A 26,902-nucleotide genomic window follows, 5' to 3' on the forward strand; every position below is an offset into this window, starting at 1 on the left:
TGAAACCGACTTCGGTTACGTCCGCCCGTGAGGACCGAAGGAATGTTCTCCCTCGAACCCCTCTCCCTCCTCAATGGGAGTTCAGGAATCCGCACCGCTCGACGTCGAACGCATCAGGGAGGACTTCCCGATTCTCGAACGGGAGTTCGACGGCAATCGGCTAGTGTATCTCGACAACGCCGCCACCACGCAGACGCCGAACCAGGTGGTCGACGCGATCGCGGAGTACTACCGGGAAACGAACGCGAACGTCCACCGCGGGATCCACCACCTCAGCCAGGAGGCCTCTATTCGCTACGAGGAGGCCCACGATAGCTTGGCAGAATTCGTCGGCGCCTCGGGCGGGCGCGAGGAGATGGTCTTCACGAAGAACACCACCGAGGCCGAGAACCTCGTCGCCTACGCGTGGGGGCTGAACGAGCTCGAGGAGGGCGACGAAGTCGTCCTCACCGAGATGGAACACCACGCCTCGCTGGTGACGTGGCAACAGATCGCGAAGCGAACGGGCGCGAAAGTGCGCTACGTCCGGATCACCGACGAGGGCGAACTCGACATGGAGCACGCCCGCGAACTCATCGGCGAGGACACCCGAATGGTCTCCGTGGTGCACGTCTCGAACGCGCTCGGGACGATCAACCCCGTGAGCGAACTCGCCGACCTCGCCCACGAGAACGGCTCGCTGATCTTCGTCGACGGCGCACAGGCCGTCCCGAACCGCCCGGTGGACGTCGAGGCGATCGACGCCGACTTCTACGCCTTCTCGGGCCACAAGATGGCCGGCCCCACGGGCATCGGCTGTCTCTACGGGAAGAGGGCGATCCTCGAGGGGATGGAGCCGTTCCTCTACGGCGGCGAGATGATCCGCAAGGTCACGTTCGAGGACACCACCTGGAACGACCTCCCGTGGAAGTACGAGGCCGGCACCCCGCTGATCGCGCAGGGAATCGCCCTCGATAGGGCAGTAGAGTACCTCGAAGGCATCGGCATGGACCGGATCCGCGCCCACGAGGAGTGGCTCACCGAGTACGCCCTCGATCGTCTCTCCGGGTTCGACGACATCGAGATCTACGGGCCGAAGGAGGCCACCGAGCGTGGCGGCCTCGTCGGCTTCAATCTGGAGGGGGTTCACGCCCACGACATGGCCTCGATCATGAACGACCACGCGGTGGCGATCCGCGCGGGCGACCACTGCACCCAGCCGCTGCACGACAAACTCGGCGTCGCGGCCTCCGCGCGGGCCTCCTTCTACCTCTACAACACCCGCGATGAGGTCGATCGGTTGGTGGAGGCGGTCGGCGACGCCCGACAGCTGTTCGCGTGAGCGAACGCCGACCCCACGGGGGTCACGGTGTACGAGCGTTCCCGCTCGATCCGGAGCGGTACGGACCAGCGACTCGATCTACCCCCGAAACAACAGCACGCCGGCGGCCAGGAGCGCGAGCGGGCTCGCGGCGACCAGCGTGATCCCGAGCCCCGGATAGCCCGCGAAGACCAGGCTCGTGCCGACGGTCAGGAGGATGACGAACAGGCCGACGAGTCCGAACAGCAGGCGCCTGCGGCGAGTCACCCGGGCGAGGTCCCCGTTCGAAGTCATACCGATACGTACGTGATCGGGCGCTTTAGTGTCCACCTTTTGTCGTGCTGCGGGCTGAGCGAAACACTCAGGGCCGCTCGGCGAGACGGCCCCGCCATGAGCGGAACTCCCGATACGAGACGGCGGCGGCTACTCCGGGCGCTTGGGGTCGGCGCGTTCGGCGGTCTCGCCGGCTGTACCGACGCCGGAGACGAGGACGGGCAGGACCCATCGGGCGACGGACCACCGGACGGCGGGGACGGTGGGGGCGACGAACCTCTGGAGGACGGGGGTGACGCCGGATCACAGGCGGCGGACTGGCCGACCTACCGCGCCGACCCGGCGAACACGGGCCACCGACCGGACGCGAGCGGCCCCGACGACCCCGAGGTCGCGTGGACGGCCGAGACCGGTGACGCGATCTACGCCTCGCCGACCGTCTTCGACGGCGTGGTCTACGTCGGCAGCTACGACGACACGCTGTACGCGCTCGACGCGGAGTCCGGCGAGGAGAACTGGGCGTTCGACGCGGGGGGCAACGTCTTCTCGTCGGTCGCGGTCGCGGGCGGGTTCGCGTACGTCGGGAGCTTCGACAACGGGGTCCACGCGATCGACCCCGCGGACGGCACGGAGGCGGAACGCTTCGAGACGGGCGATCCCGTCGGTTCCTCGCCGGCGGTCGTCGAGCGGGAACTGTACGTCGGCTGTGACGACGGGCGCGTCTACGGACTGGGCGAGAACGAGTGGCAGGCCGAGACCGGCGCGGAGGTCGTCGCCAGCCCCGCCGTCGGCGAGGGGACGGTCTTCGTCGGGAGCTTCGACGGCGTCTTCTACGCGCTCGACGCCGCCTCGGGCGAGGAACGCTGGACCGTCGAGGGAAGCGGGGAGTTCGAGGGCCCCGCGGCGGTCTCGGACGGGACGGTCTTCGTCGGCGACCGGGGCGGCGCGTTCCACGCGCTCGACGCCGCCTCGGGCGAGGAACGCTGGCGGCTCGATGTCGGCGACTGGACCGGGTCGGGGCCGGCGATCACGAACGACACCGTCTACGCCGCCAACCGCGACGGGAACGTCCACGCGCTCGACGCCGCCTCGGGCGAGGAGCGCTGGCGGTTCCAGACCGGCGCGGAAGTGTGGTCCTCGCCGACGGTCGCGGGCGATCGGGTCTACGTCGCCAACCGCGACGGGAACGTCTACGCGCTCGACGCCGCCGAGGGCACGAACGAGTGGAGCCTCTCGGTCGGCGAGGTCACGTTCTCCTCGCCGGCGGTGGTCGGCGACACCCTCTACGTCGGCAGCACCGACGGGGGCCTCTACGCGCTCAGATAGGCCCTGCGGAACCCTTTTGGCCGCCACTCCCGTACTCGCTCGCAATATGAGCATGGGATCGGACATGTACCGCGAGCAGATCCTCGATCACTACAAGAACCCCCGGAACTACGGCGAACTCGAGGATCCCACCTTCTCGCACGTCGGCGAGAACCCGATGTGCGGCGACGAGATCTCGGTCGACGTCGTCCTCGAAGGGGACGGCGAGACCATCGAGTACGTCGCCTTCTCGGGCGACGGCTGTGCGATCAGCCAGGCCAGCGCGAGCCTCCTCACCCAGAAACTGCCCGGCATGAGCCTCGACGAACTCGCGGAGATGGACCGCGACGACGTCACCGAGATGCTCGGCATCGAGATCAGTCCGATGCGGATCAAGTGCGCGGTGCTCGCCGAGAAGGTCGCCCAGGACGGCGCGGAGATCTATCGGGGGGAAACCGAGATCGAGAAGACCACGACCGAGGACTGATCACTTCCAGGGGTTCTCTACCAACCCCGACTGGACGTCGGCACCGACCCTGATCCGACACGGCGCTCGGGGACGGGCGATACACAACAACACGTAGCCCGCTTCGAGGTGACGGTCCTTGAGCGCCCGCGGCGGCCGGGAGTGATGGACCTCGCCGGCGAGAAGTCGTCCAACGCAGGTCGCGCACGCGCCGGTCAGACAGCCAAAGGGGAGGGCGATCCCCGCCCGCTCTGCGGCGTCGAGCACGGTCTCGGTCCCCGGCACGTCGATCGTTTCGACGCGATCGGACCGTTCGAGGACGACCTCGTGGCTCACTGCCAGACGTCGCTGGTGCAGTCGCCGTCGGGCCAGCGGATCTCGTGGGCGCGCGCCGGCCCCTCGGGGAGGTCCCCGAAGTCGACGAGGAACTCCTCGTCGAGGCTCATCGTCCCCTTCCGGGGGTCGACGTCGGCCTTCAGCATCACCGACCCGCGCTCGCCTTCCTCGGGGAAGAACTGGTTGTCCCAACTCGAAAACAGCGAGGTCGTCCAGTAGAGGCGCTCGCCGTCGAGCGAGAGTTGGAGCATCTGTGGCCCGCCCGCGAGTTCGCGGTCCCCCACCGGCGCGGGGTCGCCGAAGTAGCCGCCGGCGCGGATCCGGTCCGCGAGCCGCGGGTTGGCCGGGTCGGAGATGTCGTACATCCGCACGTCGCCGTGGAGCCAGTTCGAGAAGAAGAGGTAGCGGTCGTCCATCGAGATCAGGAGATCGGTGACGAGACCAGGGACTGGAAAGTCCCATCCCTCGTGCTCGCGGGACTCGATATCGATGACCTTCTCGGCGTGCCACTCGCCGCCCTCTTCGAAGAAGTGAAACACGTTCGAGGAGAGCGCCGCGCCGACGTAGCCGTGGGCGGCTTCGGGACTGTGCAAAAAGCGTACCTCCAGGGGGATCTGTCCCTCCTCGCCGAGATCGATCGTCTGCTCGACGTACCCCTCCTCCCAGTTCCAGAAGTGCAGTTTCCGCCCGTACTTGCCGGCCTCGACGTCCTCGAGGTCGAACCCCGGATAGTAGGTCTCGGGTGCGGCCCACTCCGAGGAGACCATCACGTTGTGGCGGGGCTGGTACCAGTAGTCGTAGTTCATCTCGATCTCGCCGGGCGGGTCCCACCGGCCGTCGATCCCGAACTCCTCGTTGAGTTCGAGAAAGCCCCCCGGCAGCTCCCCGTCGGCGTTCCCGAGCATGCTGATGACGATCTGGCCGTCGGGGATGCAGTGGACGGTGTGGGGCGCCGAGAGGTCGTACTCGAAGACCTCCTCGGGTTCGATCACCCGCACTATCTCCGGGTTCCGGCGTTCTTTCGTGTCGACGATATGGATCCGCGAGGAGCGCTGGCCGGGCACCACGAGGTGGCGTCGCTCCAACCCCTCGACGTGGCACGACGAGGAGCAGGCGTTCCACCCGAAGTGGTGGAGTTCGTCGCCCCGGTTGGGCATCTCGACCCGATCGACGATCTCGGTGTAGGTCTCGGAGTCGGGATCGACGTCGACGACCGCGAGGAAGTCGGGCGCGTCCACATCCGTTCCGACGTACAGCCCCATCACGTAGGCGACCTCCTCGGGGTCGCTCTCCTCGATGGCGGCCTGGGGGGTCGCGTATCCCGGTCCCTCGGCGGCGTGGTGCTCGTGGTCCGCGTGCGTCTCGGTCGGTCGGTCTGCGTCGCTCATGGACGGTCCATCGACGCCGATCCTAATAGTGGTATGTGGTACCGTAGGTGGGCGGGAGAAGCTACCCCCACGGGCTCGAGCCGAGTTCGGCCTGGATGCGCGAACCGGTTCGGATGCGACAGTCCTCGCGCGGAACGGCGATGCACAACAGCGCGTAGCCCCCGGCCAGATCGTCGGATTCGAGCGCACGCGGCATCCGCCGGTGTTCGATCGCTCCGTCGAGGACCTGTCCGACGCATTCGGCACAGGTGCCGCTCCGGCAGTCGTAGGGGAGGCGGATCCCCGCGCGGGCGGCGGCTTCGAGTACGGTTTCGTTCGACTCGGCCGAAAACGTCTCGACGCGGTCACCGGGCCATTCGAGCGTTATCTCGTGGGCCACGATCCCAGGATAGGGGACGCGGCCTCACATACCCATCGAAGCGAGGGTCGAACGGGTCTACTCGGGCTTCAGTCCCGCGCCCTCGACGCGCATGACCGACTCGCCGTCCGGGAGGTTCGGCGCGTCGACGAGGCGAACGATTCGTTTATTGCCCTTCGACTTGCGCAGGTACATCCGGAATGTGGACTTGTGCCCGAGGATGTTCCCGCCGATGGGCTGGGTCGGGTCGCCGAAAAAGGAATCGGGGTTCGAGGCGACCTGGTTGGTCACGAGGATCGCGGTGTTGTAGAGGTCGGCGATCCGCGAGAGATCGTGGAGGTGTTTGTTGAGCTTCTGCTGGCGTTCGGCGAGCTGGCCACGCCCGACGTACTCCGCACGGAAGTGCGCGGTGAGCGAGTCGACACAGACGAGGCGAACCGGCCACTCGCTCTCCTCGTTGTCGGCGACGAGCTCCTTCGCCTTCTCGGCGAGCAGCATCTGGTGGTTCGAGTTGAACGCCTTCGCGACGTGGATCTTGTCGAGGACGTCCTGAACGAGCGCGTCGAGCGCGGCCTCGTCCCCCGCGTCCCCTTCGATCTCGCGGTCTGCGAGCATCGCTTCGAGGACGTCGTCGTCGAGTCCGCGGACCATGTCGTCGATCCGCTCGGGCCGGAAGGTGTCCTCCGAATCGATGAAGATCGCACTCCCCTCGAGTCCGCCCTGCTCGCGGGGGAGCTGGACGTTGACCGCGAGCTGGTGGGTGACCTGTGATTTTCCGGCCCCGAACTCGCCGTAGACCTCGGTGATCGACTGGGTCTCGACGCCGCCGCCGAGCATCTCGTCGACCTCGGGGATCAGCCACGAGAGCTTGCCGATCCGCTCGCGGCGTTCGAGCACCGCCGAACCGGTCTCGAACCCGCCGACGTCGGCGGCTTTTCTGGCTGCGCGGATGATGTCGGCGGCGCTCGACTCGCCGACGTCCGCCGTGTTCGATAGCTCCGCGGGGCTCGCGACCGCGAGGCTCGTGTAGGAGTCGTAGCCGTTGTCGAGGAGTTTCTCCGCTGTCGCGGGGCCGACGCCGGGGAGGTCTTCGAGATCTGACTCTGCTGCCATGTCCGTTCGTTTCGCCCGTACCCGTATAAACGCTCGTTAACAGGGAGGTGGAAGTGAAACTGGCGGACGGGAACGAGGTCCGATCGACGGCACACGAACGTTTAAACGGTTACTGCCACGGATGACGGCCCGGGCTCTCGGGCCAGAGGGGGTACCAGTAGGCCGTGTCGTCCTCGACGCCGAGTTCGCCGTCGAGGACGCTCTGGAGTTTGAACTCGGCGGACTGGTCTCGCTCCCGCCCGCGCGTGGGCGCGAAGGGGTAGTACGCGCCCCGGCGGAACGAGTAGACCCAGTAGACGTACCGGGAGTCCTTTTCGAAGGCGAACAGCGCGGCGAGTAGCCGCGAACCGTACCCGCGCTCGATGAACGTGTCCGCGGCGAAGTGGATGCTCGTGACGAGGTCCTCGGGATCCGAATCCTCGAGGACGACCCAGTGGTAGCCCTGCTGATCCATGCGGATCGAGGCCGTGGTACCGGTCTCGGCCTCGCCGGCCTCGAGGATGTCCCTGACCTCACGGAGGGCGTCCTCGAAGTCGGTGCTGTCGACGCTCGAGAAACAGAGCGCGGCCGCACCCGCGTTCGGGTAGCCCAGGTCGGCCTCCATCGTCATGTAGGCCGTGCTCATCCCGAAGAGGTCCTCGGGGTCGGCCTCGCGGGTGGCGTCGTGCTCGGCGCTGCTGCCGAAGACGGCGCGGATGGTGTCCATGATGCCCATGTCCCTCGATGGGACACCCGAAGTAAAGACGTTGAGGTCCCGACCCCGATCGATCGGCCTCAGGCGGTCTCGAGTTCGCGTTCGAGGTCGCGCAGGCGCTCGATGCGCTTCTCGGTCGGGGGGTGGGTGCTCGCGATCCGGCCGATGAAGCCCCTGTTGATCGGGATGATGAAGAAGGCGTTCATCTCGGCCTCCTCGCGCAGGTCCTCCTTTGGCACCTTGTCCATGCGCCCGGAGATCTTCATCAGCGCGCTCGCGAGCGCCGAGGGCTTGCCCGTGATCATCGCCGCCCCACGGTCGGCGGTGTACTCGCGGTACCGCGAGAGCGCCCGGATCAGCAGGAAGCTAATGACCCACACCAGCAGCGAGACCACGATTGCGACCCAGACGGGCGCCTGGTTCCTGCTGTCGCCGCCGCTGAACAGCCAGCCCCATCGGACGACGATGAACGCGAGCGTCGAGAGGAACGACGCGATGGTCATCACCATCATGTCCCGGTTCTTGATGTGGGCGAGTTCGTGGGCCAGCACGCCCTCGAGTTCCTCCTGATCGAGCGTGCTCATGATGCCCGTCGTCACGCAGACGACGGCGTTCTTCTGGTTGCGACCCGTCGCGAAGGCGTTCGGGACCCGCGAGTCGGTGACCGCCACCGTCGGCTTGGGCAGGTCGGCCTGCCGCGAGAGGCGCGTCACCGCGTCGTGCAGCTGGGGGTACTCCTCCTCGCTGACCTCGTGGGCGCCCATGCTCCAGAGGGTGAGCTTGTCGCTGAAGAAGTACTGCACCAGCGAGAACCCGCCGAGCATGATCAGGGCGAACAGCATGTTGCCGAAGTAGGCCGCGATGACCCCGACGAACACGAGATACAGGGCGAACAGCAGGAACATGGTGAACATCATGCGCCCGCGCAGGCCCCAGTCCGTTTTCCACTCCATATGCGAACTCCTACGTTCCCGGACAGTTAAAGTGTTGAGATCGGCTCGAAGGGTGACCGCGCGGGTACTACTATGGGACTGTGGGCCGACGTCCCGAACGGAGGATCACCATGGGAGACATAGACGTCGCGATCGGGATCGACGTGGACTGCGTCGCGGGGTGGCTCGGTACCTACAGCGCACACGACTCGCCATCGGACCTGACGCGGGGCCTGCTCGCCGGGAAGGAGGGCGTCCCGCGCATGCTACAGGTCTTCGAGAACGCCGGGATCGACACCTCGTGGTACGTCCCGGGCCACACCATCGAGACCTTCGAGGAGGAGATCGGGGCCGTGGCGGACGCCGGCCACGAGATCGGCGTCCACGGCTACACCCACGAGAACCCGACGGACCTCACGCGCGAGCAGGAGGAGACGATCCTCGCGAAGTCGATCGACCTCGTCGAGGACCTCACCGGCGAGCGGCCCGCGGGCCACCGCGCGAGCTGGTGGGAGTACAGCGAGAACACCCCCGAACTCGTCGAGGAGTACGGGTTCGAGTACGACAGCAGCCTGATGGAGAGCGACTTCGAGCCGCTGTACATGCGCATCGGCGACAGCTGGGAGTCGATCGACTACGACAAGCCCGCCGAGACGTGGATGCACCCCTACGAGTACGGCCAGCAAACCGACGTCGTCGAGATCCCCATCTCGTGGTACCGCGACGATGTGCCGCCGATGCTCTTCATGAAACAGCCCAACTACAACTACGGCTACACCAGCCCGCGGATGGTCTACGAGGAGCTCTACGAGGCGCACTTCGACTACCTCTACGAGCGCCGCGGCGCGGGCGTCTACACACTGACGATCCACCCCGACGTCCACGGTCGCCCGCAGATGATCCCGCTTCTGGAGGAGTTCATCGAGTACATGGACGGCCACGACGGCGTCGAGTTCACCACCCTCGAGACGGTCGCCGAGAAGTTCGAGGAGGATCCGACGAGATACGAGAGCGAGGGCGAGTTCGTCTGAGTCGATCGAACAGCGCGACGCTTAACCGATTCAAGCGGGTACGATCGGTGATGAGCCGATCCGCGTTCTGTCCCCGCTGTGGCGATCCCGTCGAGGGCAGCGAGCGCCCGGAGCTACCGGGCGCGCCCGCCGCCGACGAGACGGGGCTGTGTGACGCCTGCTACTTCGAGGACTTCGAACTCGTTTCCGCACCCGAGAAGCTCACTATTCGAGTGTGTGCCCGGTGCGGGGCCGTCCACCGCGGGAACCGCTGGGTCGACGTCGGCGCCGAGGACTACACCGACGTGGCGATCGACGCCGTCAGCGAGTCGCTGGGGGTGCACCTCGACGCCGAGGACGTGGCGTGGCAGGTCGAACCCGAGCAGGTCGACCAGAACACGATCCGGATACACTGTCTGTTTACGGGCGTCGTCCGGGAGGAGGTGATCGAGGAGGAGGTCGTCGTCCCGGTGACGATCTCCCGGGAGACGTGCACGCGCTGTGGCCGGATCGCGGGCAGCTACTACGCGAGCGTCGTCCAGCTTCGAGCGCGGGATCGGGAGCCCACGAACGAGGAACGCGAGGCGGCGAAGGAGATCTCCCACGCCGTGGTCGCGGAGATGGAGGCGACGGGGGATCGAGACGCGTTCGTCACCGAGATCGACGACACCGCCGACGGCGTCGACGTGAAGGTGTCGACCACGAACATCGGCAAGAAGATCTCCCAGCGACTCGTGAACCGGTTCGGCGGCTCTTTCAGCGATTCGGAGACGCTCGTCACCGAGGACGAGGACGGCAACGAGGTGTACAGGGTCACCTACGCGGTGCGACTGCCGCCGTTCACCAAAGGGGACGTCATCGACCCCGAGGACGGCGAGGGGCCGGTGCTGGTCAGGAGCGCGCGAGGGACCGTCAAGGGCCGGCGCCTCGCGACCGGCGAGCGCTACGAGTCGAGTTTCGAGGAGGGCGATTCGCCCGACGCCCGCCGGCTCGGTCGGACCGACGACGCCCAAGAGACCACGCTCGTGAGCGTCGAGGACGACCGCGCAGTGCAGGTGCTCGACCCCGAGACCTACGAGTCGAAGACGATCCCGCGACCCGACTTCCTCGACACCGAGTCGGGGACCGTCTCGGTGCTCAAGAGCCGCGCCGGCCTGCACGCCGTCCCCGAGGACGGGCCGGAATGAACGACGATCCGCTCGCGGCGATCGTCTCGAAGGAGGAGGGAGAGGAGACGATCGCCGCGCTCCGCGAGGAGGGGGTCTACGACGATTCGAGGAGCGTGCGCGAGGCGGGCGAGGGCGCGCTCGCCCTGCCCGTGGTTCGTCCCCCGGTAGAGACCGACGTCCACGAGGTGATCCACCAGTCCGACCCAGAACCGCGCGCGCCCGGACTCGAGGGTCTACTGGGCGAGCGTGGCTGGAGCGACGGGGAACGCTCGCGTGCGCCCAAATCGTGGGCCGTGATCGGGGGCGTGATCCTCGCGGATTTCGAGGGGTGTCCGCGCGAAGGGGAGGTCGGCGAGGCGCTGTTGGAACTCCACGGCGGCGCGGACACGGTCCTCGCCCGCGAGGGGATCGCCGGCGAGCACCGCGTGCCCTCGGTTCGAGTGGTGGCCGGCACCGGCGACACCGAGACGGTCCACACGGAACACGGGACGAGGTACGCGCTCGATCTCTCGAAGGTGATGTTCTCGCCGGGCAACAAGCGAGAGCGCGCGCGGATGGGCGAGGTCGTGGAGGCCGGCGAGCGCGTCCTCGACATGTTCGCCGGGATCGGCTACTTCACCCTGCCGATGGCGCGGGCGGGCGCGTGCGTGACGGCGGTCGAGCGAAACCCCGTCGCGTTCCGGTACCTGCTCGAGAACGCCGTTCTCAACGAGGTCGAGGAGCGTATCGACGCCTACCGGGCGGACTGTCGGGACGTCGAGGTGCAGGGGATCGACCGCGTGGTGATGGGCTACTACGACGCCTCGGAGCCACGCACGGACGGGGCGGGATACGAGTACCTCCCGAGCGCGCTCGACGCGCTGCGCGATGGCGGCGTCCTCCATATGCACGAGGCAACCCCCGAGGCTCACCTGTGGGAGCGCCCCGTCTCGCGGCTCCGCGAAGCGGCCGCAAACGCCGGTCGGGAGGTCGAGGTCCTCGACAGACGTCGGGTGAAAAGCCACAGCGCGGGTGTCGCCCACGTCGTGGTGGACGCGCGGATCGGCCGGAGCGATTAACTCGATCGAACGACTGGGAGGGGTATGGACAGACAGCAGGTCATCGCGCTCGTCCTCGTGATCCTGATGGTCGGCTCGATGATCGGCAGCCTCGCGCTGATCTAGCCGTCGCCCCACACGTCGCTGAGCGGGTGGTTCGACCGCGTCGAGGGGGTCGACTCCGTCGCGGTCCGCGTCGTCCGATCCGTCCGCGACCGTGTCGGTGGATCGCCTCGCGACCCCGTACTCGCCTCGAACGGCGGTAGGTCGGGCGATCTCATCCGCTGGACCTGTGCGTCGAACCACGGCGGCATCTCCCCCCGTGTGCGCTCGAAGAGGTCGAGCAGGCTCGAATCCGCCAGATAGGTCGCGCCGTAGTCCTCTGGCGAACGGACGACCCGCCCGCAGGCTTGGATCACGGTGCGGAGCGCGGCGCGGTGGTACCACGCCCACTGGCCGCGTTCGAGGCGATGGGCGACCCGCGAGTCGTTCGTGTTGAGATACGGCGCCTTGCAGAGCACCTGCCATCGTGCGAGATCTCCCTCCAGATCGAGCGCCTCCTCCATCTTCACCGCCAGAAACACGTCCTGGCCGTCGCTCGTCTTCCACGCTTCGAGCGCGGCGTCGCGGTCCTCGCGGTCGTGGGTCCGCACCCGATCGCCGACGCCGAAATCGGCGAGGAGGTCGGCGAGTCGCTCCTGAATCGCATACGAGTGGGCGTGGACGATCCCCTTCTCGTCCTCGTGTTTCGCCATGATCCGGACGAGGACGCGCGCGATCCTCGGCAGCGTTTCGTCCCGTTCGTCGTAGGTCATCTTCCCCTGCGCCACGTCGAACAGGGGTCGGTTCTCGACGGGAAACGTGTGGCCGACGTCCACGAGCGCGACCCGGTCGGGATCGAGGCCGACGCCCCGACAGAACGCCTCCTTGTCCAGGATGGTCGCCGAGAGGAGGGCGAAGCGGTTCGCCCGCTCCCAGACCGTATGCGAGAGGTAGCGCTCGGGGTTCATCGGCTTGATCGACAGCGAGCGGTCCGCCGCCTGGTCGATCGCCCACGTCGTCGGACTCTCGGGGTCGCGGTAGTCCTTCACGAACCAGTCGAGTTCGGAGACGAGTTCCTGGAGGCGGTCGCGTTCGGCGGCCTCGTCGGGCGTGAGTTTCTCGCGCGCGAGGAGGTCGTCCTTCCGGCGGGCGCACGTCTGCGAGAGGGAGTCGGCGTACCGGGCCGCACGGGAGAGGGAGTCGATCTCGGGTACCGAGAGGTCGTCCCACATCGGGACGGTCCGGGGACCGAGGTCGATGGTCGCGTACATCTCGGCCCACTCCGCCAATCCGTGGGCCTCGTCGATCACGCAGACGTCGCGCCGGCGAAACACCTCCGAGCCGGCGGTGTGCATGAAGTAGGCCAGCGTCATCGCCGCGATCGCGCGGTTGGAGGCGATCGCCCGATCCGAGAAGTACGGACAGCGGTGTTTGACCGCACAGTCGTAGCCCCGTTCTCGCACACAGGGTGCGCGGTTCACTTTCGTGTTCTCCTCGCCCGGCAGGATACACGTGTAGTTGCCCTTCCCGCGGATGATCTGGAGATCGGAGAGGAGCGGTTCCGTGGCTACGTCGTCGAGTTGGGATACTTGGGGAGTGGTGTAGTACGCGCCGGTCGCCTGTTTGGGTTCGGCCTCCTCGGGGGTCCTCGCGGCCCCACAGATCGCGCGCGCGAGCAGGGACTTGCCGCTGCCCGTCGGCGCGCGAACGAGAACCACGTCGTTTCCGGCCTCGAACGCGCGTCGGATCTCGGAAAGGGCTTCGCGCTGGTTGCCCCGGTAGGAGGGCGCGGGGAACTCGCTCTCGATGCGGGCGGGCTGCACTATCGGAGACGGGGTCGGAACGATCCTAAAGCTAGCGGCTCTCGGAGAGCGCGGCGACGTCGCTCGCGTCGGGGTGGTCGGGCAGGCGCTCGATACACTCGTAGCAAAGAAAATGTTCGGTGCCGTCCTCGAACTCCAGGGTCATCCCGCCGGTCGGTTCCTGGGAGAACGACCACATGTCGGCGATACCGCCCGCGATGTGGACGTCCTCGCCACAGCCGTCACAGGGTTCGGAGGCCATACCCGATAGCTGGCACGCCCGGACTAAACGACTGTCGTGTCACCCAAGAGACGGGGAAGCGATTCCGGACAGTCCGTCGGGCCGATAGATCGGTCGGGCGTCGAACGGGACGGACGGTTCGATCGGTCGACATATGTGAGGGGCGATCACCAGTCGTGTCCGATAGCGACCATTGTCGAACACCGAATCCGTCCCCGAGGACCGGGATACGGCCCCCGAAACGTCCGCGTGGACTGTTCAAATTTCAAGATGATTAATAGGTAGGAATATGTTTTTTCCGAAATGGGATAAAATAAACGCGAATACGAATATATTAGCGGTATTTTACCCGCTTCGTCTCCTTCTACTCGAGAGAGGTGACCATCTTTTCGACAAGTTTTTATTCAACTATCTGAAACAGAGGGTATCGCAGCGGAAAACGAATCATGAAAGACACTATTCGAAACCACGACACTCTCGATCGTCGGAGCCTTCTGAAGTACGTCGGTGCCGCTGGCGCCGTCGGTCTGGCCGGCTGTGCCGGCGGCGGAGGCAATGGCGGCTCGAACGGCGGCGGTGGCGGCGGGGGCACCCCGGGCGAACTCTACTTCGCGCAGGTAAAGGGCGCGCTCGACTTCGACCCGATCGTCCTCAACGACGTCCCCTCCCAGCAGATCGTCGGCCAGATGTTCGAGGGACTCTATACGTACAACGAGGACGCGACCGGGATCGAACCCCAACTCGCCGCGGGCGAGCCCGAAGTCGAGAACGACGGCCAGCGCTACACCGTCGAACTCGTCGAGGACGCGACGTTCCACAACGGCGACCCGGTGACCGCCGAGGACGCCGCCTACTCGTTCGTCGCGCCCCTCGAGGAGGAGACCGAGAACGCCGGCGAGGTCGACATGATCGAGACGGCGGAGGCCATCGACGAGCGGACCGTCCAGTTCGACCTCTCGTACCCCTTCGGCGCGTTCGACTACACGCTGATCCGGGAGGTCGTCCCGCAGGCCGTTCGCGAGGAGGACCCCGACGCGTTCAACCACGAGAACCCCGTCGGCTCGGGTCCCTTCGAGTTCGGCGAGTGGCAGGAGGGCGAGTACGTCCGAATCGAGCGCCACGACGACTACTGGGGCGAGAACGCGGCCGAACTCGACTTCGTCGAGTTCAGCGGCGTCGAGGAGCAGTCGACCCGCGTGACGACGCTCCAGACAGGCGAGAACGACGTCATCGAGACCATCCCCCCGCAGCTGTACGACCAGGTCGAGGGGATGGGCGACGTGACCATCGACGAACAGCCCGGCATCGGCTACTTCTACCTCGCGTTCAACTGCGGCGAGGGGCCGACCGCCGACCCGCTGGTGCGCGAGGCGGTCGACTACTGCTTCTCGATGGACCAGGAGGTCGCCAACTACGTCGAACCCGCGGGCGTCCGCCAGTACAGCCCGTTCCCCGAGTCCATCGTCGAGGGGTGGGACTTCCCGGTCGACGACTGGGCCGAGATCCCCCACGACCCGGACATCGAGCAGGCCCAACAGCTCTTCGAGGAGGCGGGCGTCCCCTCGGATTACGACTGGCGGATCATCGTCCCGCCGGACGACATGCGCGAGCAGATCGGCGTCGGCGTCGGCAACGGCCTGCAGGAGGCCGGCTTCGAGAACGTCGAGGTCCAGCGCCTCGACTGGGGGGCCTTCACCGACGCCTACACATCCGGGGCCGAGGACGACTTCAACATGTACGCGCTCGGCTGGTCCGGGTCGCCCGACCCCGAGGCGTTCACCTACTACATGTTCGCCCAGGAGAACGAGGGCGTCACGCAGGGCGTCTTCTACCAGAACGACGAGGTCAATCAGCAGATCATCGACGCGCGCCGGTCGACCGACCGGGACGAACGCCGCCAGCTCTACATCGACTCGACGACGACGATCCTCGAGGACCGTGTCCACCTGCCCGCGTACAACCTGCTCAACAGCTACGCGTTCAAGGACTACGTCTCGGGCTTCCAGTCGCACCCCGTGTCCAGCACCGTCCCGCTGGCGACGGGCTACGCGACCACGTCGGTCGAGTAGACGAGTAGACGAACGGTCACCGTATCGGGATTTCGTTTTCGGATCGACGCGGTTATAATCCCGGCTCCGTTGAATCGAACTCATAGCACGCAGAACGACAGCGAGACACACAGACAGCACAACCAATGGGACTCCTCCGATACACGGTCTGGCGGTGTCTGCAGGCGATCCCCGTACTTGTCGGCATCCTGACGATCACCTTCTTCCTCACCAACGCGATCCCGGGCGACCCCGTCAGCATCATGCTCGGACCGACCCCGAGCGCCGAGATGGTAGAACAGGTACAGGCGCGCTACGGACTCGACAGACCACTGCACGAACGGTACTTCAACTACATGATCGGCGTCGCGCAGGGCGATCTGGGCCACAGCATCTACTACGACGTGCCCGTCCTGACGAAGATCATCGAGCGCCTGCCGGTGACGGCGTATCTCGTCTTCTCGGCGTTCGCCTTCGCCCTGCTGACGGCGATCCCGCTGGGCGTGATCTCCGCCGAGCGGCGAAACGAACCGGTCGATCACGTCTCGCGGATCGTCGCGCTGATCGGCGTCTCGACGCCCTCGTTTTGGATCGGGCTGCTGCTGATCATCCTCTTCTCGTTCCAGCTGGGGCTGTTGCCCGCGACGGGGCTGTTCCTGCCGTGGGCCGATCCCGCGAGCATCCGGGGGGCGAGCACCCAGCTGGACGTCGTCATCAAGTCGTTCAGACGGTTGGTGATGCCGATGGTCGCGCTCGGAACGCTCCAGATGGCCTCGATCACGCGCATCGAGCGCTCCTCGATGGTCGACTCACTCCAGAACGAGTACGTGAAACTCGCGCGCGCCTACGGCGTCGGCGAGCGCGGCGTGGTCTGGAAACACGCGTTCAAACCGGCCCAACTGCCCGTGATCACCATCGTCGGGCTCGGCCTGAGCACGGCGCTCGGCGGGGCGGTCCTGATCGAGACCGTCTTCGAGATAAACGGGATGGGGCGGCTCGTCATCCAGGCGATCAACAACCAGGACTACCCGCTGGTGATGGGCACGACGTTCATGCTCGGGGCGCTGTACCTCGTCGGCGTCATCATCACCGACATCTCCTATGCGTACATCGACCCGCGGGTCAGCTACGGTGAGAAATGATGGCGACACACGAACCACAGGGAGAGGAGGAGTTCGCCGACGAACCCACGGAGGGCGGCGTCGACGAGGTGGAGGCGCGCGTCGGACTGTCCTACACCCTGCGGCAGGTCAAGCGCGACTCGACGGCCCGGATGGGCTTTTACGTCATCGCGTTCATCACGGCGGTCGCCGCCTTCGCCAGCGTCGACTACTACCTGCTCGATTACGCGATGGCGGAGGCGATCCCGTTCCTCCACCACCCCGAACGTGACCCCGACGTGATCGAGGCACTCCTCCCGCCGGTGGGCATGGAGAACGGCCTCGGCGCGGGCACGTGGGAGTACCCGTTGGGCACCGACCACCGCGGTCGGGACATCCTCTCGCGGATGGTCTACGGCACGCGCATCGCCATCACCGTCGGGCTGTCGGCGACGGCGATCGGGCTGGTCGGCGGCACCCTCGTCGGCGCGGTCTCGGGCTATTACGGGGGATGGATCGACGACGTCCTCCAGCGGATCACCGACACCATCTACGCCATCCCGTTTCTCGTGCTGGTCATCGCGTTCATGTCGGCGTTCGGCCGCGACATCAGCTACGCGATGGTCGGCGTCGGCATCGCCTCGATCCCGGTGTTCAACCGCCTGATCCGCTCGCGTGTCGTGAGCATCCGCGAGGAGGAGTACATCGAGGCGGCCAAGGCCGCCGGGGTGAAAGACAGGAACATCATCCTGCGTCACGTCATCCCGAACAGCTTCGCGCCGGTGCTGGTCCAGGCGACCCTGCAGGTCGGCGTCAGCATCCTCATCGTCGCCGGGCTCTCCTTCCTGGGCTTCGGCGCACAGCCGCCGACGCCGTCGTGGGGACAGATGCTCGCGGCGTCGCGCAACTACATGCTTCCGGCACCGACGTTCAGCGTCTGGCCCGGCATCGCCATCCTCGTCACCGTGGTCGCGTTCAACCTCCTCGGTGACGGGCTGCAGGACGCGCTCGACCCGCGGATCAACAACTGACCATGAACGAGGAACCACTGCTGAAAGTCGAGAACCTGAAGACCCAGTTCTTCACCGAGGACGGGACCGTTCGGGCCGTCGACGGCATCTCCTTCGAGGTCTACGAGGGCGAACTCGTCGGCCTCGTCGGCGAGTCGGGGGCCGGAAAGAGCGTCGCCGCGATGAGCATCATGCGGCTGGTCGACAGCCCCGGCGTCATCGTCGACGGCGAGGTGACGTTCAAGGGACGGACGCTGATCGGCTACGAGGAGACCCCCGAAGAGCCGGGCGAACCGCCCGAACTGGTCGAGCTCGAGGAGATGCTCTCCGAGGAGGAGATGCGGACCGAGATCCGCGGCCGCGAGATCGCCATCATCTTCCAGGACCCGATGGAGAGCCTCAACCCGGTCTTTACGGTCGGCTCGCAGCTCCGGGAGTTCATCGAACTCAACCGCGACGTCTCGGACGAGGAGGCGAGGGTCGAAGCGGTTCGGATGCTCCGGGAGGTCGGCATCCCCGAACCCGAGAAGCGCTACGAGCAGTACCCCCACCAGTTCTCGGGCGGGATGCGCCAGCGCGTGCTGATCGCGATGGCGCTGGCCTGTGAACCCAGCCTGATCATCGCCGACGAGCCGACGACGGCGCTCGACGTCACCGTCGAGGGACAGATCCTCGATCTGGTCGAGGAGCTTCAGGAGAAGTACGACACCGCCTTCGTCTGGGTGACCCACGACATGGGCGTCGTCGCGGAGATCTGCGACCGCGTCAACGTGATGTACCTCGGCGAGATCATCGAACAGGCCGACGTCGAGGAGCTGTTCTACGACACCAAACACCCCTATACGGAGGCGCTTCTGGCTTCGATGCCCCGGCCCGACAGGACGACCGGGGAACTCGAGCCGATCAAGGGCGTCATGCCCGAGGCGATCAACCCGCCCTCGGGCTGTCGGTTCCACTCGCGGTGTCCGGACGCCCGGGAGGTCTGTCGGCGCGTCCATCCCGACCTCCGAGCGGTCGATGGCGACGAGGGCGGGCGCGTCCACCGCGCGGCCTGCGTCAAACACGACGCGTTCGACGTGGGCTACGAGGGGAGCAAACCGCTCGAGAACGAGGCGACCGGCGGGTTCGAGGTCGGCCTCACGCAGGAGGGGAGCCGATGAGCGACGCCGAGGAACCGCTCGTGCGCGTCGAGGGGCTGACGAAGCACTTCTCGAACGACGAGGGGCTGTTCGGCGGGTTCAAGCGCAACCCCGACGGGTTCGTTCCGCCGGTGGTCCACGAGCCCGAGCGGGTCCGAGCCGTCGAGGACGTCTCGTTCGACATCCGAAAGGGCGAGACCCTCGGGCTGGTCGGCGAGTCGGGCTGTGGGAAGTCCACCCTCGCGCGGAACATCCTCCAGCTCATCGAGCCCACGGACGGAACCGTCTACTTCAAGGGCGAGGACATCACCGCGATGGGCGGCGAGAGCCTGCGGAAGAAACGCCGGGAGATGCAGCTCATCTTCCAGGACCCCCAGTCCTCGCTCGACCCGCGGATGAAGGTCGGCCAGATCGTCGAGGAGCCGATGGAGGCCCACGGCATGCTCGACGACGAGGGACGGGAGGCCCGCGCGAAGGAACTACTGGCGAAGGTCGGGCTCGACCCCCAGCACTACAACCGCTATCCCCACGCGTTCTCGGGGGGCCAGCGCCAGCGCGTCAACCTCGCGCGCGCGCTGTCGGTCAACCCCGACTTCATCGTCTGTGACGAACCCGTGAGCGCGCTCGACGTCTCCATCCAGGCGCAGGTGCTGAACACGATGAAGGGCCTCCAGGAGGAGTTCGACCTGACCTACCTCTTCATCGCCCACGATCTCTCCGTGATCCGGCACATCTCGGACCGCGTCGCGGTGATGTACCTGGGCCAGTTGGTCGAACTCGCCGACAAGGAGGAGCTCTACGAGAACCCCCAGCACCCCTACACGCGGGCGCTTCTGGACTCGATTCCCGTCCCGGACCCGCGCACGAGGGGCGAACGCGGCGTGCTCGAAGGCGACGTCCCCAGCCCGATCGACCCGCCCTCGGGCTGTCGGTTCCGAACGCGCTGTCCGGAACTCATCGCCCCCGACGAGTACGACCTCTCGACTACTGAATGGGAGGAGGTGCGGGCGTTCATGCGCGCGGTCGACCGCCGGACCGTCGAGACGAACGACCCCGCCGAACTCCGGCGGCGCTTCTTCGACGACGTGCCCTCGGGCGAGGCGGGCGAGGTCGTCGAGGAGGCGCTCGATCGGATCGGACGCGAGGAGTGGGAGGCGGCCGGCGACCTGCTGGTCGCGGAGTTCGCCGAGAAGAGCATCTGTGCGCGGGAAGTCCCGGCGTACGAGATCACGCCGGAGTACGGCACCGACGCCCATTATGCGGCCTGTCACCTGCACCGCGAAGACGGGATTCGTCTGGATCCCGAGACCGGTGAACCGGTCGAGCCGGGGACGGCCCCTCGGGAATCCGAGAGCGGACCGTCGGAACCGGCCGTCTCGGACGACTGAGCCGTCACGCGGTTTTCGATCGGCCCACCGAGCGGTCGCTACTCGACGGTGATGGTGGTGGAGTCCTCGGGCCGGTCGTCGCGATCCGTCGTCAGCGAGACGCTGATGGTGTGTTCGCCGGGGGCGGCGGGCTCGAACGCGGGAAGGCCATCGACGCCCTCCGCCCGTCGGAAGCGACCGTTCCACCGGTTGACGACGCGCTTTCGCTCGCCCCCACGAAACGCGATGGAGCCGGGCGATCGGTCCACGTACCGGGGCTCGTCGGTGGCCTCCAGTACGTCGTCGACGCGCCACTCCCAGAGTCGGCGCTCGGCGGTCGGCACCGAAACCGGTAACGGGAGACGGTTTTTGAACTCGACGACGATCTCGACGGGTTCTCCCCGCCGGTAGCTATCCTTTGGGGTATCGACCGAAACGCTCACGGCGCGGCGGGCGAGCCAGTTGGGAACGAGTTTCGAGAGCGCGCTCGTGAGGTAGTTGGTGGTCTCGTCGAACCCGTATCGGTCGTCCTCCGAGCGCTGGCGCGGTTGGGGCATTCGCGGTCAGCGGCCGCGGTCGGTGTCGGTCGTGGACGATGCGTCGCTCATGGGGGTACTCCGGTGGCGAGGGTCTTTTCCGTGTCGGTCCCACGAATCAGGAGAGCGAAACCACAGCGTCTCGATAGGGGAAGTCGGGAGGAGTGCGCCAGCGGGGGGACGCGAGATACCGGTCAGTCGTCGGCCGACAGCGGCGTGCCGTCGGCGGTCGTGGGTGCGGGGCTTTCCCCCTCCGCGAAGGGATACCACGAGCCCTTCGCGTCGTACATCCACGGGTCTTCGTAACTGCTCTCTTCGGGTTCGGCGAGTTCGACGAGCGTCTCGATTCCAGTGGCATCGACCCACTCGCGAAAGGACTGGCCCGGAGTGCGGTGGGCCGCGTAGCCCTCGACGAGTTTCTTGATGACCAGCGGGGCCTCGTCGGCGGGCACGCGCTGGTGGACCCACTCGATGAAGGATGGGTCTTCCCCTATTCCGCCGCCGACGCCGATGTCCAGTGCCTCGACCATCTGCCCGTCCTTGCGCGCGCGCATCCCCTGTAAGCCGATGTCGGCGGTCAGCGCCTGCCCGCAGTCGGCCGTACAGCCCGAGTAGTGGATGTGGATGTCCGCGACGTCCTCGGGTAGCTCGCAGTTCTCGCGCAGCCAGCGGATGGTGCGAGCGAGGCGGGCCTTCGTCTCGGTCAGTGCCAGCGGACAGAACTCCGTCCCTGTGCACGCGATCGAACCCCGCTGGAACGGGTGGGGTTCAGGAGAATGGGTCTCCAGTACCGGCTCGGCGAGTAGCGGATCGAGGTCTTCCTCGGGGACGTCCATGATCAGCGGGTTCTGCCGACGGCTCAGGCGCACCTCGCCCGAACCGTACTCGCTCGCGCAGTTCGCGATCGCGATGGCCTCCTTGGCGCGAAGCCTCCCCACTGGGACGCTCAGCCCGACGTAGTACTCGCCGTTTTTCTGCTCGTGGACGCCGACGTGGTCGCCCCCGCGACAGGTCCCGGCGTTGTAGGTGTACTCTTCGCGCAGATCCGCACCCGCGGTTCGAAGGTCGAAGTCGACGTAGTCGTTCTGGAGGGTCTCGCGGATCTCTTCGACGCCCCAGTCGTCGACGAAGAAGCGCGAACGGGACTTCTGGCGGTTCTCGCGCTCGCCGTGTTCCTGATAGAGGGAAACGAACCCTCGGACGACGTCGTAGGCCTCCTCTTCGGTGACGAACACGTCGAGCGGGCGGGCCTCGCGGGGCTGTCTCCCTCCGAGGCCGCCGCCGACCCGGACGTTGTACCCCTTCGTTCCGTTTTTCTCGGCGGGTTCGAGCCCGATGTCGTTGATCGAGTCCTGGGCACAGCCCTCCCGACACCCCGTCACCGAGACGTTGAACTTCCGGGGGAGGTCGGCGAGCGAGTCGTCCTCGCGCAGGTCGGAGTTCAGCCGTTCGAGCAGGTCCCGTGAGTCGATGAACTCCTCCTTGTCGCGCCCGGCGACCGGACAGCCGGCCATGTTGCGCATCGAGTCGCCGCCCGAGGAACGACTAGAGACGCCCACTCCCTCCAACTTCTCCCAAATTTCAGGGATGTCCTCGAGTTTGAGCCAGTGTAGTTGGATCGACTGGCGCGTCGTCAGGTCGAGAAACCCGTTGCCGAACTCGGGGTTCTCGACGGGGCCGGTCGCGTAATCGCGTGCGACCTCGCCGATGGCCCGGAGTTGGCCCGGGCGGAGGACGCCCCCGGCGTTCTGGAGACGCATCATAAAGTAGCTCTCCTGGCCGTCGCGCTGGTGGAAGACCCCCCAGTGTTTGAACAGCGAGAACCACTTCTTGCGTTCGCCCTCGGGGATCGACTCCCAGCCGCCCTCGGCGAACTCGAGGATCCTCTCGCGGAGTTCCTCGCCGTAGCACTCGTCCTTCCACTGCTCGATCTCAGGCGCCACGCCCGATCACCTCGTTTGAATGAATGTCCGATAGTTCAGCCATGTGAATCACCTTGAGAGATTCTTACGCTGATTACTGGTTGGATCCCACTAATAACGCTGTCCACTAGAGTGTCTATTCATTTCCCCACTCACCCGGTGTCCCCCTACTTCCATTATCCGACTTAGCATATATAAGGTGAGTCGGCGAGAAAAACGAGTGTTCGTAGGGTACATACCGGTAATAACCGGATGTTTTCGTTTTTGTCGCCTTTTTCGAGAGAACTATCGAAACGAGTTCCGTGGCGGGACGGCGGACCGCAACGGGACGTTCCGGGTCCTTATACGTCTTATACCACACCCCATCTCACCCGGTTCATGGGAAGACTGATCCATGTTTATTAATACTACTATCGAAGGCGTTATTACGTATAGATGGCCAGATTAGGCCGAGATTCAGTATGTATTCAGTGATAATTGGACTATGGGTGGACGTTTGTAAAACAGAGGGCGCGTCGGTCGGGTCAGAGAGGGGGTCCCCGTGATCGACGGCAAGTGGAAGAACCTGATCCTCGCGACGGTCATGTTCAACCTCGGGTTCGTGATCTGGTTCTCCTTCGCCCCGTTTACCGGCGGGATCGCCGAGGAGTTCGGGCTCTCGGTGGCCGAATTGGGGATCGTCTCGAGCGCGGCCGTCATCGCCGTCCCGCTCGGTCGCATCGTTATCGGGCCGCTCACCGATCGTCTCGGCGCGCCGGTGACGGCGGGCTGTACGATGGTGCTCGTGGGCACGTTCTCGATCGTCAGCGCGTTCGCGGGGAGCTACGAGGTGTTTACCGCCTCGCGGATCGTCGCGTCGCTGGCGGGGATCACCTTCGTCATCGGCATCCAGCACGTCGCCGAGTGGTTCGAGGAGGAGAACCTCGGGACCGCCGAGGGGATCTTCGCCGGGGTCGGCAACGCCGGCGCGGGGCTCGGTGCGTACTTCACGCTCCCGCGGATCTTCGGCGAGGACTACGCCGGGCCGCTGTTCTCGACGAACTGGCGGGCCGCGTTCTTCTACACCGGCGTGCTGGCGATCGGCGTCGGGGTCGTCTACTTCTTCATCGGTGACGCGGCCAAAAGCGAGGCGAAACGGCGGGCGACCCGGGAGGGGACGAGCCTGAACCAGTGGCTCTACATCGCGACGCGCTACGGCGCGGTCGTCCTCGCGGCCGCCTACGTCATGACCTTCGGGCTCGAACTCGCGATGAACGGCTGGCTGGGCACCTACTACCGCGAGGCGTTCGGTCAGGGCGACATCGTCATCGCGGCGACGTTCGCGGCGACGTTCTCGGTCGCCGCCGGACTGCTGCGGCCGATCGGCGGCTACGTCAGCGACCGGATCGCGCGCGATGAGATCGAGCTGCTGCCGTGGTTCGATGGGCGCTACCGCGAGCAGTGGACGTTCGCGACGCTCGTTTTCGTCACGGTCGCCATGGTCGGAATGACCGCCGCCGGCCTGACCGGCAACATCTACGTCGCCGTCGCCGCCGGATTCCTCGTGGGGCTGGGCTGTGCGTTCGCCGAGGGGGCGATCTTCGCGCAGGTCCCGGCGATGTTTCCCAACAGTTCGGGGAGCGTCACCGGGATCGTCGGCGGGATCGGGTCGTCGGGCGGATCGATCTACCCGCTCGTGTTCTCGGCGGCGTTCCTCCCGAACCTCCACCTGGGCTACGCCGTCGTCGCCGCGACGATGCTCCCGATCCTGGCGCTGTGTGCGTGGGTGTTCCAGCCACATATCGCAGAGCAGGCCACGACGGGCGGCTGGTTCGTCGAGAAGCCGGACGCAGGCGCTACTCCCGTCGCGAGCGGCGACGACTGAAGGGCGCGTCGATCCCTATTTCGGGCGGGTTCGAATCTGCAGACCGATATCGTGGACGTTCGTCTTCCGTACTCGAAAATCATCTGAAATACAGCGAATTAGTGCCACAGTAAGTTTACGTATATGGGGATAATACGGGGCGTATGGCGACGAAGTCACAAGTATCAGCGGCGACGCTGTACGGATGTGGAACCCTTACGTTAGAACAGGCGGCCCGGGCGGCGGGAGTGTCGAGCGAGCGGATGCGGGCATGCGCTCGCAGCCTCGGGTTCTAGTCGTCGCCGACGGCCGCCGGCCGGTCGACGGGCTTCGAGGGAGCGAGCAGGCCGACCGCACACTGTTTGTAGTTCGGTTCGTCCGAGCGGGGATCGGTCTCGGGGAGCGTGAGTTCGTTGACTGCCGGGTGGTGGATCGGCAGCCAGACCATCCCCTCCGGGATCCGGTCGTCGGCCTCGACGCGAGCGGTGATCGTCCCGCGCCGCGAGCGCACTGCCACGAGGCCGTCACGAACGCGTTCCTCGGCGTCCTTCAGGGTGTCGGGGTGCACTCTGGCGGTCGGCGGCTCCAGCGCGCCTGTCCGGGTCCGAACCCCGGTGTTGTACTCGTCGGCGTTTCGGGCGGTTGTCAGCGTCAGCGGGTACTCCTCGTCGGCGGGTTCGGGAACTCCGTGAGGAGTGCCGACCGAGAAACGCGCTCTCCCCGAGGGTGTCTCGAAGCTCCAGCCGTCGTCCTCGTGGTAGCGATAGCCGCCCGCGCTCGTTGCATTGGGGGCGGGCCACCGGACCGCGAGTTCGGCCTCCAGACGGGGATAGCTGATCCCCGAGAGGTCGGCGGGCGTCCCGCGGGTGAGCGCGGCGAGTTCCTCGAACACCCGTTCTGGATCGAGCGGCGGCCGGTCGAAGCTCTGGGGGGCGAGTTCGCGCCCGATCGCACCCACGATGTCGAGGTCGGATCGGACCCCGCTGGGCAGGTCGGTCGCGGCGCGCACCCGCGAGACCGTCCGCTCCATGTTCGTCGCCGTTCCCTCCGATTCGCCCCACGTCGCCGCCGGCAGGACCACGTCGGCCAGTCGCGTCGTCTCCGTCTCGAAGGCGTCCTGTGCGACGAGGAACGTGTCCGAAAAGGCTTCGCGGGCGCTCGCGGCGTCGGGAAGCCCGGCGACGGGGTTGGTCGCGACCGCGTAACACAGCTCCACCTCCCTGTCGGCCATCGCTTCGGCGATCCCGACCGGTCCCGGTCCGGAGTCGTCGGGCAGCCTCTCGACGGGGACGTTCCACGCCTCGGCGACGACCTCGCGGTGGCCAGGATCGGAGAACTCGCGGTGGCCGGGCCACGTCCCCTTCGAGGAGCAGACCCGCGTCCCCATCGAGTTAGCCTGCCCCGTCAGCGAGAACGGGCCCGCGCCCTCGCCCATGTTCCCGGTGGCGAGACACAGGTCGATCAACGCGCCCACGGTGTCGGTCCCCTGCGTGCTCTGGTTGACGCCCATCCCCCAGTAGACGAGCGTGCGTTCCTCGAAGGCCGCCGCGAGCGTTTCACACTCTTCGAGCGAGACACCGGCTGTGGCGGCCGCCTCGCGCTTTGTCGGCAGACCGGCGACGAGGTCCGCGAAGCCCTCGGTGTGTTCGGCGACGAACTCCCGATCGATCCGGTCGGTCTCGATCAGCCGGGCGAGCACCGCCCGCGCGAGCGCGAGATCCGTCCCGGGCTCGGGCGCGACGTGGGCGTCGGCGTGGTCGGCGCTCTCGCTCTCGACGGGGTCGACCACGATCACCCTCCCGTCTGCGTTCCGGATCCACCGGAAGAGGACCGGATGGGCGACCGCGGGGTTGGCCCCCCAGATCAGGTGGACGTCGGCGTGGGGGATGTCGTCGTACGTCGGCGGCGGGGCGTCGGAGCCGAACGCGTCGTAGTAGGCGGTGACGGCGCTCGCCATACACAGCGTGGTGTTGGCGTCGTAGCGGCGGGTACCGACCGCCCCGCGAGCGAGCTTTCCCAGCAGGTAGGCCGCCTCGTTGGTCTGCTGGCCGCTTCCCAACACGGCGACCCGGTCGGGATTCCGCGCCCGGGCCTCGGCGAGGCGCTCCGCGACGATTCCCAAGCCAGTGTCCCAACTCGTCGGCATCAGCTCGCCGTCCTTTCTGACGAGCGGCCGGGTGAGCCACTCGCCGTCCGGCTCCGCGGTCTCGCGTAGGCCGCGCCCGCAGGCCAGCCCCCCGCTCGTCGGATGGGCGGGGTCGCCGCTGATACCCGCGAGGCCGTATCCCCTGTCGGCCCCGTGCTGGAGGTGGCCACAGCCGACCGCACACCGCATGCAGGTCGTCGGAACCGGCTCGCTCATCCGACAATCACTGGCCGATCGTCCAGTTCTAACTGAGTACTGCGAATGTTCATCGTTCCTATTCGTATAGAGAGGAACATCAGCGGAAAAGTATACCCCTTCAACGGTA

The 26,902-nt window shown here is 66.5% G+C and carries 25 protein-coding genes; 13 read left to right on the forward strand and 12 right to left on the reverse strand.

Annotation, left to right across the window (positions count from 1 at the left end; genetic code table 11):
• Positions 1 to 73: 73 nt before the first annotated feature.
• Positions 74 to 1,321: an aminotransferase class V-fold PLP-dependent enzyme gene (locus tag QRT08_RS12405; protein ID WP_286046282.1), complete on the forward strand. Its 1,248-nt coding sequence runs from the start codon at positions 74 to 76 to the stop codon at positions 1,319 to 1,321.
• A 78-nt stretch (positions 1,322 to 1,399) separates the two neighbouring features.
• Here the strand turns inward: QRT08_RS12405 and QRT08_RS12410 are convergent, their stop codons facing one another.
• Entirely contained in the window at positions 1,400 to 1,594 is a 195-nt protein-coding gene (locus QRT08_RS12410) for a hypothetical protein (RefSeq protein WP_286046283.1), read from the reverse strand.
• Between the two features lie 96 nt (positions 1,595 to 1,690).
• Between QRT08_RS12410 and QRT08_RS12415 the strand changes: the two genes are divergently transcribed.
• A complete protein-coding gene (locus QRT08_RS12415; protein ID WP_286046284.1) occupies positions 1,691 to 2,899 on the forward strand; it encodes an outer membrane protein assembly factor BamB family protein in 1,209 nt (402 codons plus the stop codon).
• A 46-nt stretch (positions 2,900 to 2,945) separates the two neighbouring features.
• Positions 2,946 to 3,365 carry an iron-sulfur cluster assembly scaffold protein gene (locus tag QRT08_RS12420; RefSeq protein WP_286046285.1) on the forward strand — a complete coding sequence of 140 codons (420 nt, stop codon included), beginning with the start codon at positions 2,946 to 2,948 and terminating at the stop codon, positions 3,363 to 3,365.
• Here the strand turns inward: QRT08_RS12420 and QRT08_RS12425 are convergent, their stop codons facing one another.
• From QRT08_RS12425 to htpX, 6 genes are all read right to left on the reverse strand, one after another.
• Positions 3,366 to 3,686, reverse strand: coding sequence for a 2Fe-2S iron-sulfur cluster-binding protein (locus QRT08_RS12425; protein ID WP_303650336.1), 321 nt, complete (start codon positions 3,684 to 3,686; stop codon positions 3,366 to 3,368).
• On the reverse strand, positions 3,677 to 5,068 hold the full coding sequence (locus tag QRT08_RS12430; RefSeq protein ID WP_286046287.1) for a selenium-binding family protein: 1,392 nt from the start codon (positions 5,066 to 5,068) through the stop codon (positions 3,677 to 3,679). The genes QRT08_RS12425 and QRT08_RS12430 overlap by 10 nt, the downstream gene beginning before the upstream one ends.
• A 61-nt stretch (positions 5,069 to 5,129) precedes the next feature.
• Positions 5,130 to 5,447, reverse strand: a complete 318-nt coding sequence (locus tag QRT08_RS12435) for a 2Fe-2S iron-sulfur cluster-binding protein (RefSeq protein ID WP_286046288.1) — start codon at positions 5,445 to 5,447, stop codon at positions 5,130 to 5,132.
• 57 nt (positions 5,448 to 5,504) lie between these two features.
• Positions 5,505 to 6,539, reverse strand: a complete 1,035-nt coding sequence (gene radA, locus QRT08_RS12440; protein ID WP_286046289.1) for a DNA repair and recombination protein RadA — start codon at positions 6,537 to 6,539, stop codon at positions 5,505 to 5,507.
• Positions 6,540 to 6,648: 109 nt separating this feature from the next.
• Complete coding sequence (pspAB, locus tag QRT08_RS12445; protein WP_286046290.1) at positions 6,649 to 7,254, reverse strand: PspA-associated protein PspAB; 606 nt, start codon at positions 7,252 to 7,254, stop codon at positions 6,649 to 6,651.
• 59 nt (positions 7,255 to 7,313) lie between these two features.
• A complete protein-coding gene (gene htpX / locus QRT08_RS12450; protein ID WP_286046291.1) occupies positions 7,314 to 8,186 on the reverse strand; it encodes a zinc metalloprotease HtpX in 873 nt (290 codons plus the stop codon).
• Between the two features lie 110 nt (positions 8,187 to 8,296).
• On the opposite strand from htpX, the gene QRT08_RS12455 reads away from it, so the two are divergent.
• The 3 genes from QRT08_RS12455 to QRT08_RS12465 are packed head-to-tail and all read left to right on the forward strand — an operon-like array spanning position 8,297 to position 11,402.
• On the forward strand, positions 8,297 to 9,196 hold the full coding sequence (locus QRT08_RS12455; protein ID WP_286046292.1) for a polysaccharide deacetylase family protein: 900 nt from the start codon (positions 8,297 to 8,299) through the stop codon (positions 9,194 to 9,196).
• Between the two features lie 50 nt (positions 9,197 to 9,246).
• Positions 9,247 to 10,362, forward strand: a complete 1,116-nt coding sequence (locus tag QRT08_RS12460) for a 60S ribosomal export protein NMD3 (protein WP_286046293.1) — start codon at positions 9,247 to 9,249, stop codon at positions 10,360 to 10,362.
• Positions 10,359 to 11,402 (forward strand): class I SAM-dependent methyltransferase, encoded by a 1,044-nt coding sequence (locus QRT08_RS12465; protein ID WP_286046294.1) that lies wholly within the window; start codon positions 10,359 to 10,361, stop codon positions 11,400 to 11,402. The genes QRT08_RS12460 and QRT08_RS12465 overlap by 4 nt, the downstream gene beginning before the upstream one ends.
• Positions 11,403 to 11,503: 101 nt before the next feature.
• On the opposite strand, the gene QRT08_RS12470 is transcribed toward QRT08_RS12465, so the two are convergent.
• Positions 11,504 to 13,246, reverse strand: a complete 1,743-nt coding sequence (locus QRT08_RS12470) for a helicase C-terminal domain-containing protein (protein ID WP_286046295.1) — start codon at positions 13,244 to 13,246, stop codon at positions 11,504 to 11,506.
• A gap of 31 nt (positions 13,247 to 13,277) precedes the next feature.
• Complete coding sequence (locus QRT08_RS12475; protein WP_286046296.1) at positions 13,278 to 13,487, reverse strand: DUF7561 family protein; 210 nt, start codon at positions 13,485 to 13,487, stop codon at positions 13,278 to 13,280.
• Between the two features lie 425 nt (positions 13,488 to 13,912).
• Here QRT08_RS12475 and QRT08_RS12480 point away from each other — a divergent pair, with 425 nt between their 5' ends.
• The 5 genes from QRT08_RS12480 to QRT08_RS12500 all read left to right on the forward strand — a co-directional run bounded on the left by QRT08_RS12480 (position 13,913) and on the right by QRT08_RS12500 (position 20,151).
• Positions 13,913 to 15,535: an ABC transporter substrate-binding protein gene (locus QRT08_RS12480; protein ID WP_286046297.1), complete on the forward strand. Its 1,623-nt coding sequence runs from the start codon at positions 13,913 to 13,915 to the stop codon at positions 15,533 to 15,535.
• Between the two features lie 125 nt (positions 15,536 to 15,660).
• On the forward strand, positions 15,661 to 16,656 hold the full coding sequence (locus QRT08_RS12485; protein ID WP_286046298.1) for an ABC transporter permease: 996 nt from the start codon (positions 15,661 to 15,663) through the stop codon (positions 16,654 to 16,656).
• The gene (locus tag QRT08_RS12490; RefSeq protein WP_286046299.1) at positions 16,656 to 17,645 is read left to right on the forward strand and encodes an ABC transporter permease; all 990 of its coding nucleotides are present in this window, start codon (positions 16,656 to 16,658) and stop codon (positions 17,643 to 17,645) included. The genes QRT08_RS12485 and QRT08_RS12490 overlap by 1 nt, the downstream gene beginning before the upstream one ends.
• Before the next feature lie 2 nt (positions 17,646 to 17,647).
• Positions 17,648 to 18,784: an ABC transporter ATP-binding protein gene (locus QRT08_RS12495; protein ID WP_286046300.1), complete on the forward strand. Its 1,137-nt coding sequence runs from the start codon at positions 17,648 to 17,650 to the stop codon at positions 18,782 to 18,784.
• Positions 18,781 to 20,151 carry an ABC transporter ATP-binding protein gene (locus QRT08_RS12500; protein ID WP_286046301.1) on the forward strand — a complete coding sequence of 457 codons (1,371 nt, stop codon included), beginning with the start codon at positions 18,781 to 18,783 and terminating at the stop codon, positions 20,149 to 20,151. Before QRT08_RS12495 ends, QRT08_RS12500 begins: the two co-directional genes overlap by 4 nt.
• A 38-nt stretch (positions 20,152 to 20,189) precedes the next feature.
• On the opposite strand, the gene QRT08_RS12505 is transcribed toward QRT08_RS12500, so the two are convergent.
• Together QRT08_RS12505 and QRT08_RS12510 are read right to left on the reverse strand one after the other, a co-directional pair.
• Positions 20,190 to 20,687: a DUF7974 family protein gene (locus QRT08_RS12505; protein WP_286046302.1), complete on the reverse strand. Its 498-nt coding sequence runs from the start codon at positions 20,685 to 20,687 to the stop codon at positions 20,190 to 20,192.
• Between the two features lie 173 nt (positions 20,688 to 20,860).
• Positions 20,861 to 22,609, reverse strand: coding sequence for a nitrite/sulfite reductase (locus QRT08_RS12510; protein WP_286046303.1), 1,749 nt, complete (start codon positions 22,607 to 22,609; stop codon positions 20,861 to 20,863).
• A gap of 520 nt (positions 22,610 to 23,129) precedes the next feature.
• Here QRT08_RS12510 and QRT08_RS12515 point away from each other — a divergent pair.
• Both QRT08_RS12515 and QRT08_RS19030 read left to right on the forward strand, forming a co-directional pair.
• Positions 23,130 to 24,452, forward strand: coding sequence for an MFS transporter (locus tag QRT08_RS12515; RefSeq protein ID WP_369684841.1), 1,323 nt, complete (start codon positions 23,130 to 23,132; stop codon positions 24,450 to 24,452).
• Positions 24,453 to 24,595: 143 nt separating this feature from the next.
• A complete protein-coding gene (locus QRT08_RS19030) occupies positions 24,596 to 24,727 on the forward strand; it encodes a DUF7317 family protein (protein WP_483299958.1) in 132 nt (43 codons plus the stop codon).
• Here the strand turns inward: QRT08_RS19030 and nasA are convergent.
• Positions 24,724 to 26,793, reverse strand: coding sequence for an assimilatory nitrate reductase NasA (nasA, locus tag QRT08_RS12520; RefSeq protein WP_286046304.1), 2,070 nt, complete (start codon positions 26,791 to 26,793; stop codon positions 24,724 to 24,726). The two genes, QRT08_RS19030 and nasA, sit on opposite strands and share 4 nt — an antisense overlap.
• Between the last annotated feature and the right edge of the window lie 109 nt (positions 26,794 to 26,902).

The organism is Halalkalicoccus sp. NIPERK01 (genome assembly GCF_030287405.1).
Taxonomy (GTDB): domain Archaea; phylum Halobacteriota; class Halobacteria; order Halobacteriales; family Halalkalicoccaceae; genus Halalkalicoccus.

Bases quoted from the DNA above. Each gene is read 5' to 3' on its own strand.
- QRT08_RS12405 (WP_286046282.1), top strand. From the start codon at position 74: ATGGGAGTTCAGGAATCCGCACCGCTCGACGTCGAACGCATCAGGGAG.
- QRT08_RS12410 (WP_286046283.1), bottom strand. From the start codon at position 1,594: ATGACTTCGAACGGGGACCTCGCCCGGGTGACTCGCCGCAGGCGCCTG.
- QRT08_RS12415 (WP_286046284.1), top strand. From the start codon at position 1,691: ATGAGCGGAACTCCCGATACGAGACGGCGGCGGCTACTCCGGGCGCTT.
- QRT08_RS12420 (WP_286046285.1), top strand. From the start codon at position 2,946: ATGAGCATGGGATCGGACATGTACCGCGAGCAGATCCTCGATCACTAC.
- QRT08_RS12430 (WP_286046287.1), bottom strand. From the start codon at position 5,068: ATGAGCGACGCAGACCGACCGACCGAGACGCACGCGGACCACGAGCAC.
- radA (WP_286046289.1), bottom strand. From the start codon at position 6,539: ATGGCAGCAGAGTCAGATCTCGAAGACCTCCCCGGCGTCGGCCCCGCG.
- pspAB (WP_286046290.1), bottom strand. From the start codon at position 7,254: ATGGGCATCATGGACACCATCCGCGCCGTCTTCGGCAGCAGCGCCGAG.
- htpX (WP_286046291.1), bottom strand. From the start codon at position 8,186: ATGGAGTGGAAAACGGACTGGGGCCTGCGCGGGCGCATGATGTTCACC.
- QRT08_RS12455 (WP_286046292.1), top strand. From the start codon at position 8,297: ATGGGAGACATAGACGTCGCGATCGGGATCGACGTGGACTGCGTCGCG.
- QRT08_RS12460 (WP_286046293.1), top strand. From the start codon at position 9,247: ATGAGCCGATCCGCGTTCTGTCCCCGCTGTGGCGATCCCGTCGAGGGC.
- QRT08_RS12465 (WP_286046294.1), top strand. From the start codon at position 10,359: ATGAACGACGATCCGCTCGCGGCGATCGTCTCGAAGGAGGAGGGAGAG.
- QRT08_RS12475 (WP_286046296.1), bottom strand. From the start codon at position 13,487: ATGGCCTCCGAACCCTGTGACGGCTGTGGCGAGGACGTCCACATCGCG.
- QRT08_RS12480 (WP_286046297.1), top strand. From the start codon at position 13,913: ATGAAAGACACTATTCGAAACCACGACACTCTCGATCGTCGGAGCCTT.
- QRT08_RS12485 (WP_286046298.1), top strand. From the start codon at position 15,661: ATGGGACTCCTCCGATACACGGTCTGGCGGTGTCTGCAGGCGATCCCC.
- QRT08_RS12490 (WP_286046299.1), top strand. From the start codon at position 16,656: ATGGCGACACACGAACCACAGGGAGAGGAGGAGTTCGCCGACGAACCC.
- QRT08_RS12495 (WP_286046300.1), top strand. From the start codon at position 17,648: ATGAACGAGGAACCACTGCTGAAAGTCGAGAACCTGAAGACCCAGTTC.
- QRT08_RS12500 (WP_286046301.1), top strand. From the start codon at position 18,781: ATGAGCGACGCCGAGGAACCGCTCGTGCGCGTCGAGGGGCTGACGAAG.
- QRT08_RS12505 (WP_286046302.1), bottom strand. From the start codon at position 20,687: ATGCCCCAACCGCGCCAGCGCTCGGAGGACGACCGATACGGGTTCGAC.
- QRT08_RS19030 (WP_483299958.1), top strand. From the start codon at position 24,596: ATGGCGACGAAGTCACAAGTATCAGCGGCGACGCTGTACGGATGTGGA.
- nasA (WP_286046304.1), bottom strand. From the start codon at position 26,793: ATGAGCGAGCCGGTTCCGACGACCTGCATGCGGTGTGCGGTCGGCTGT.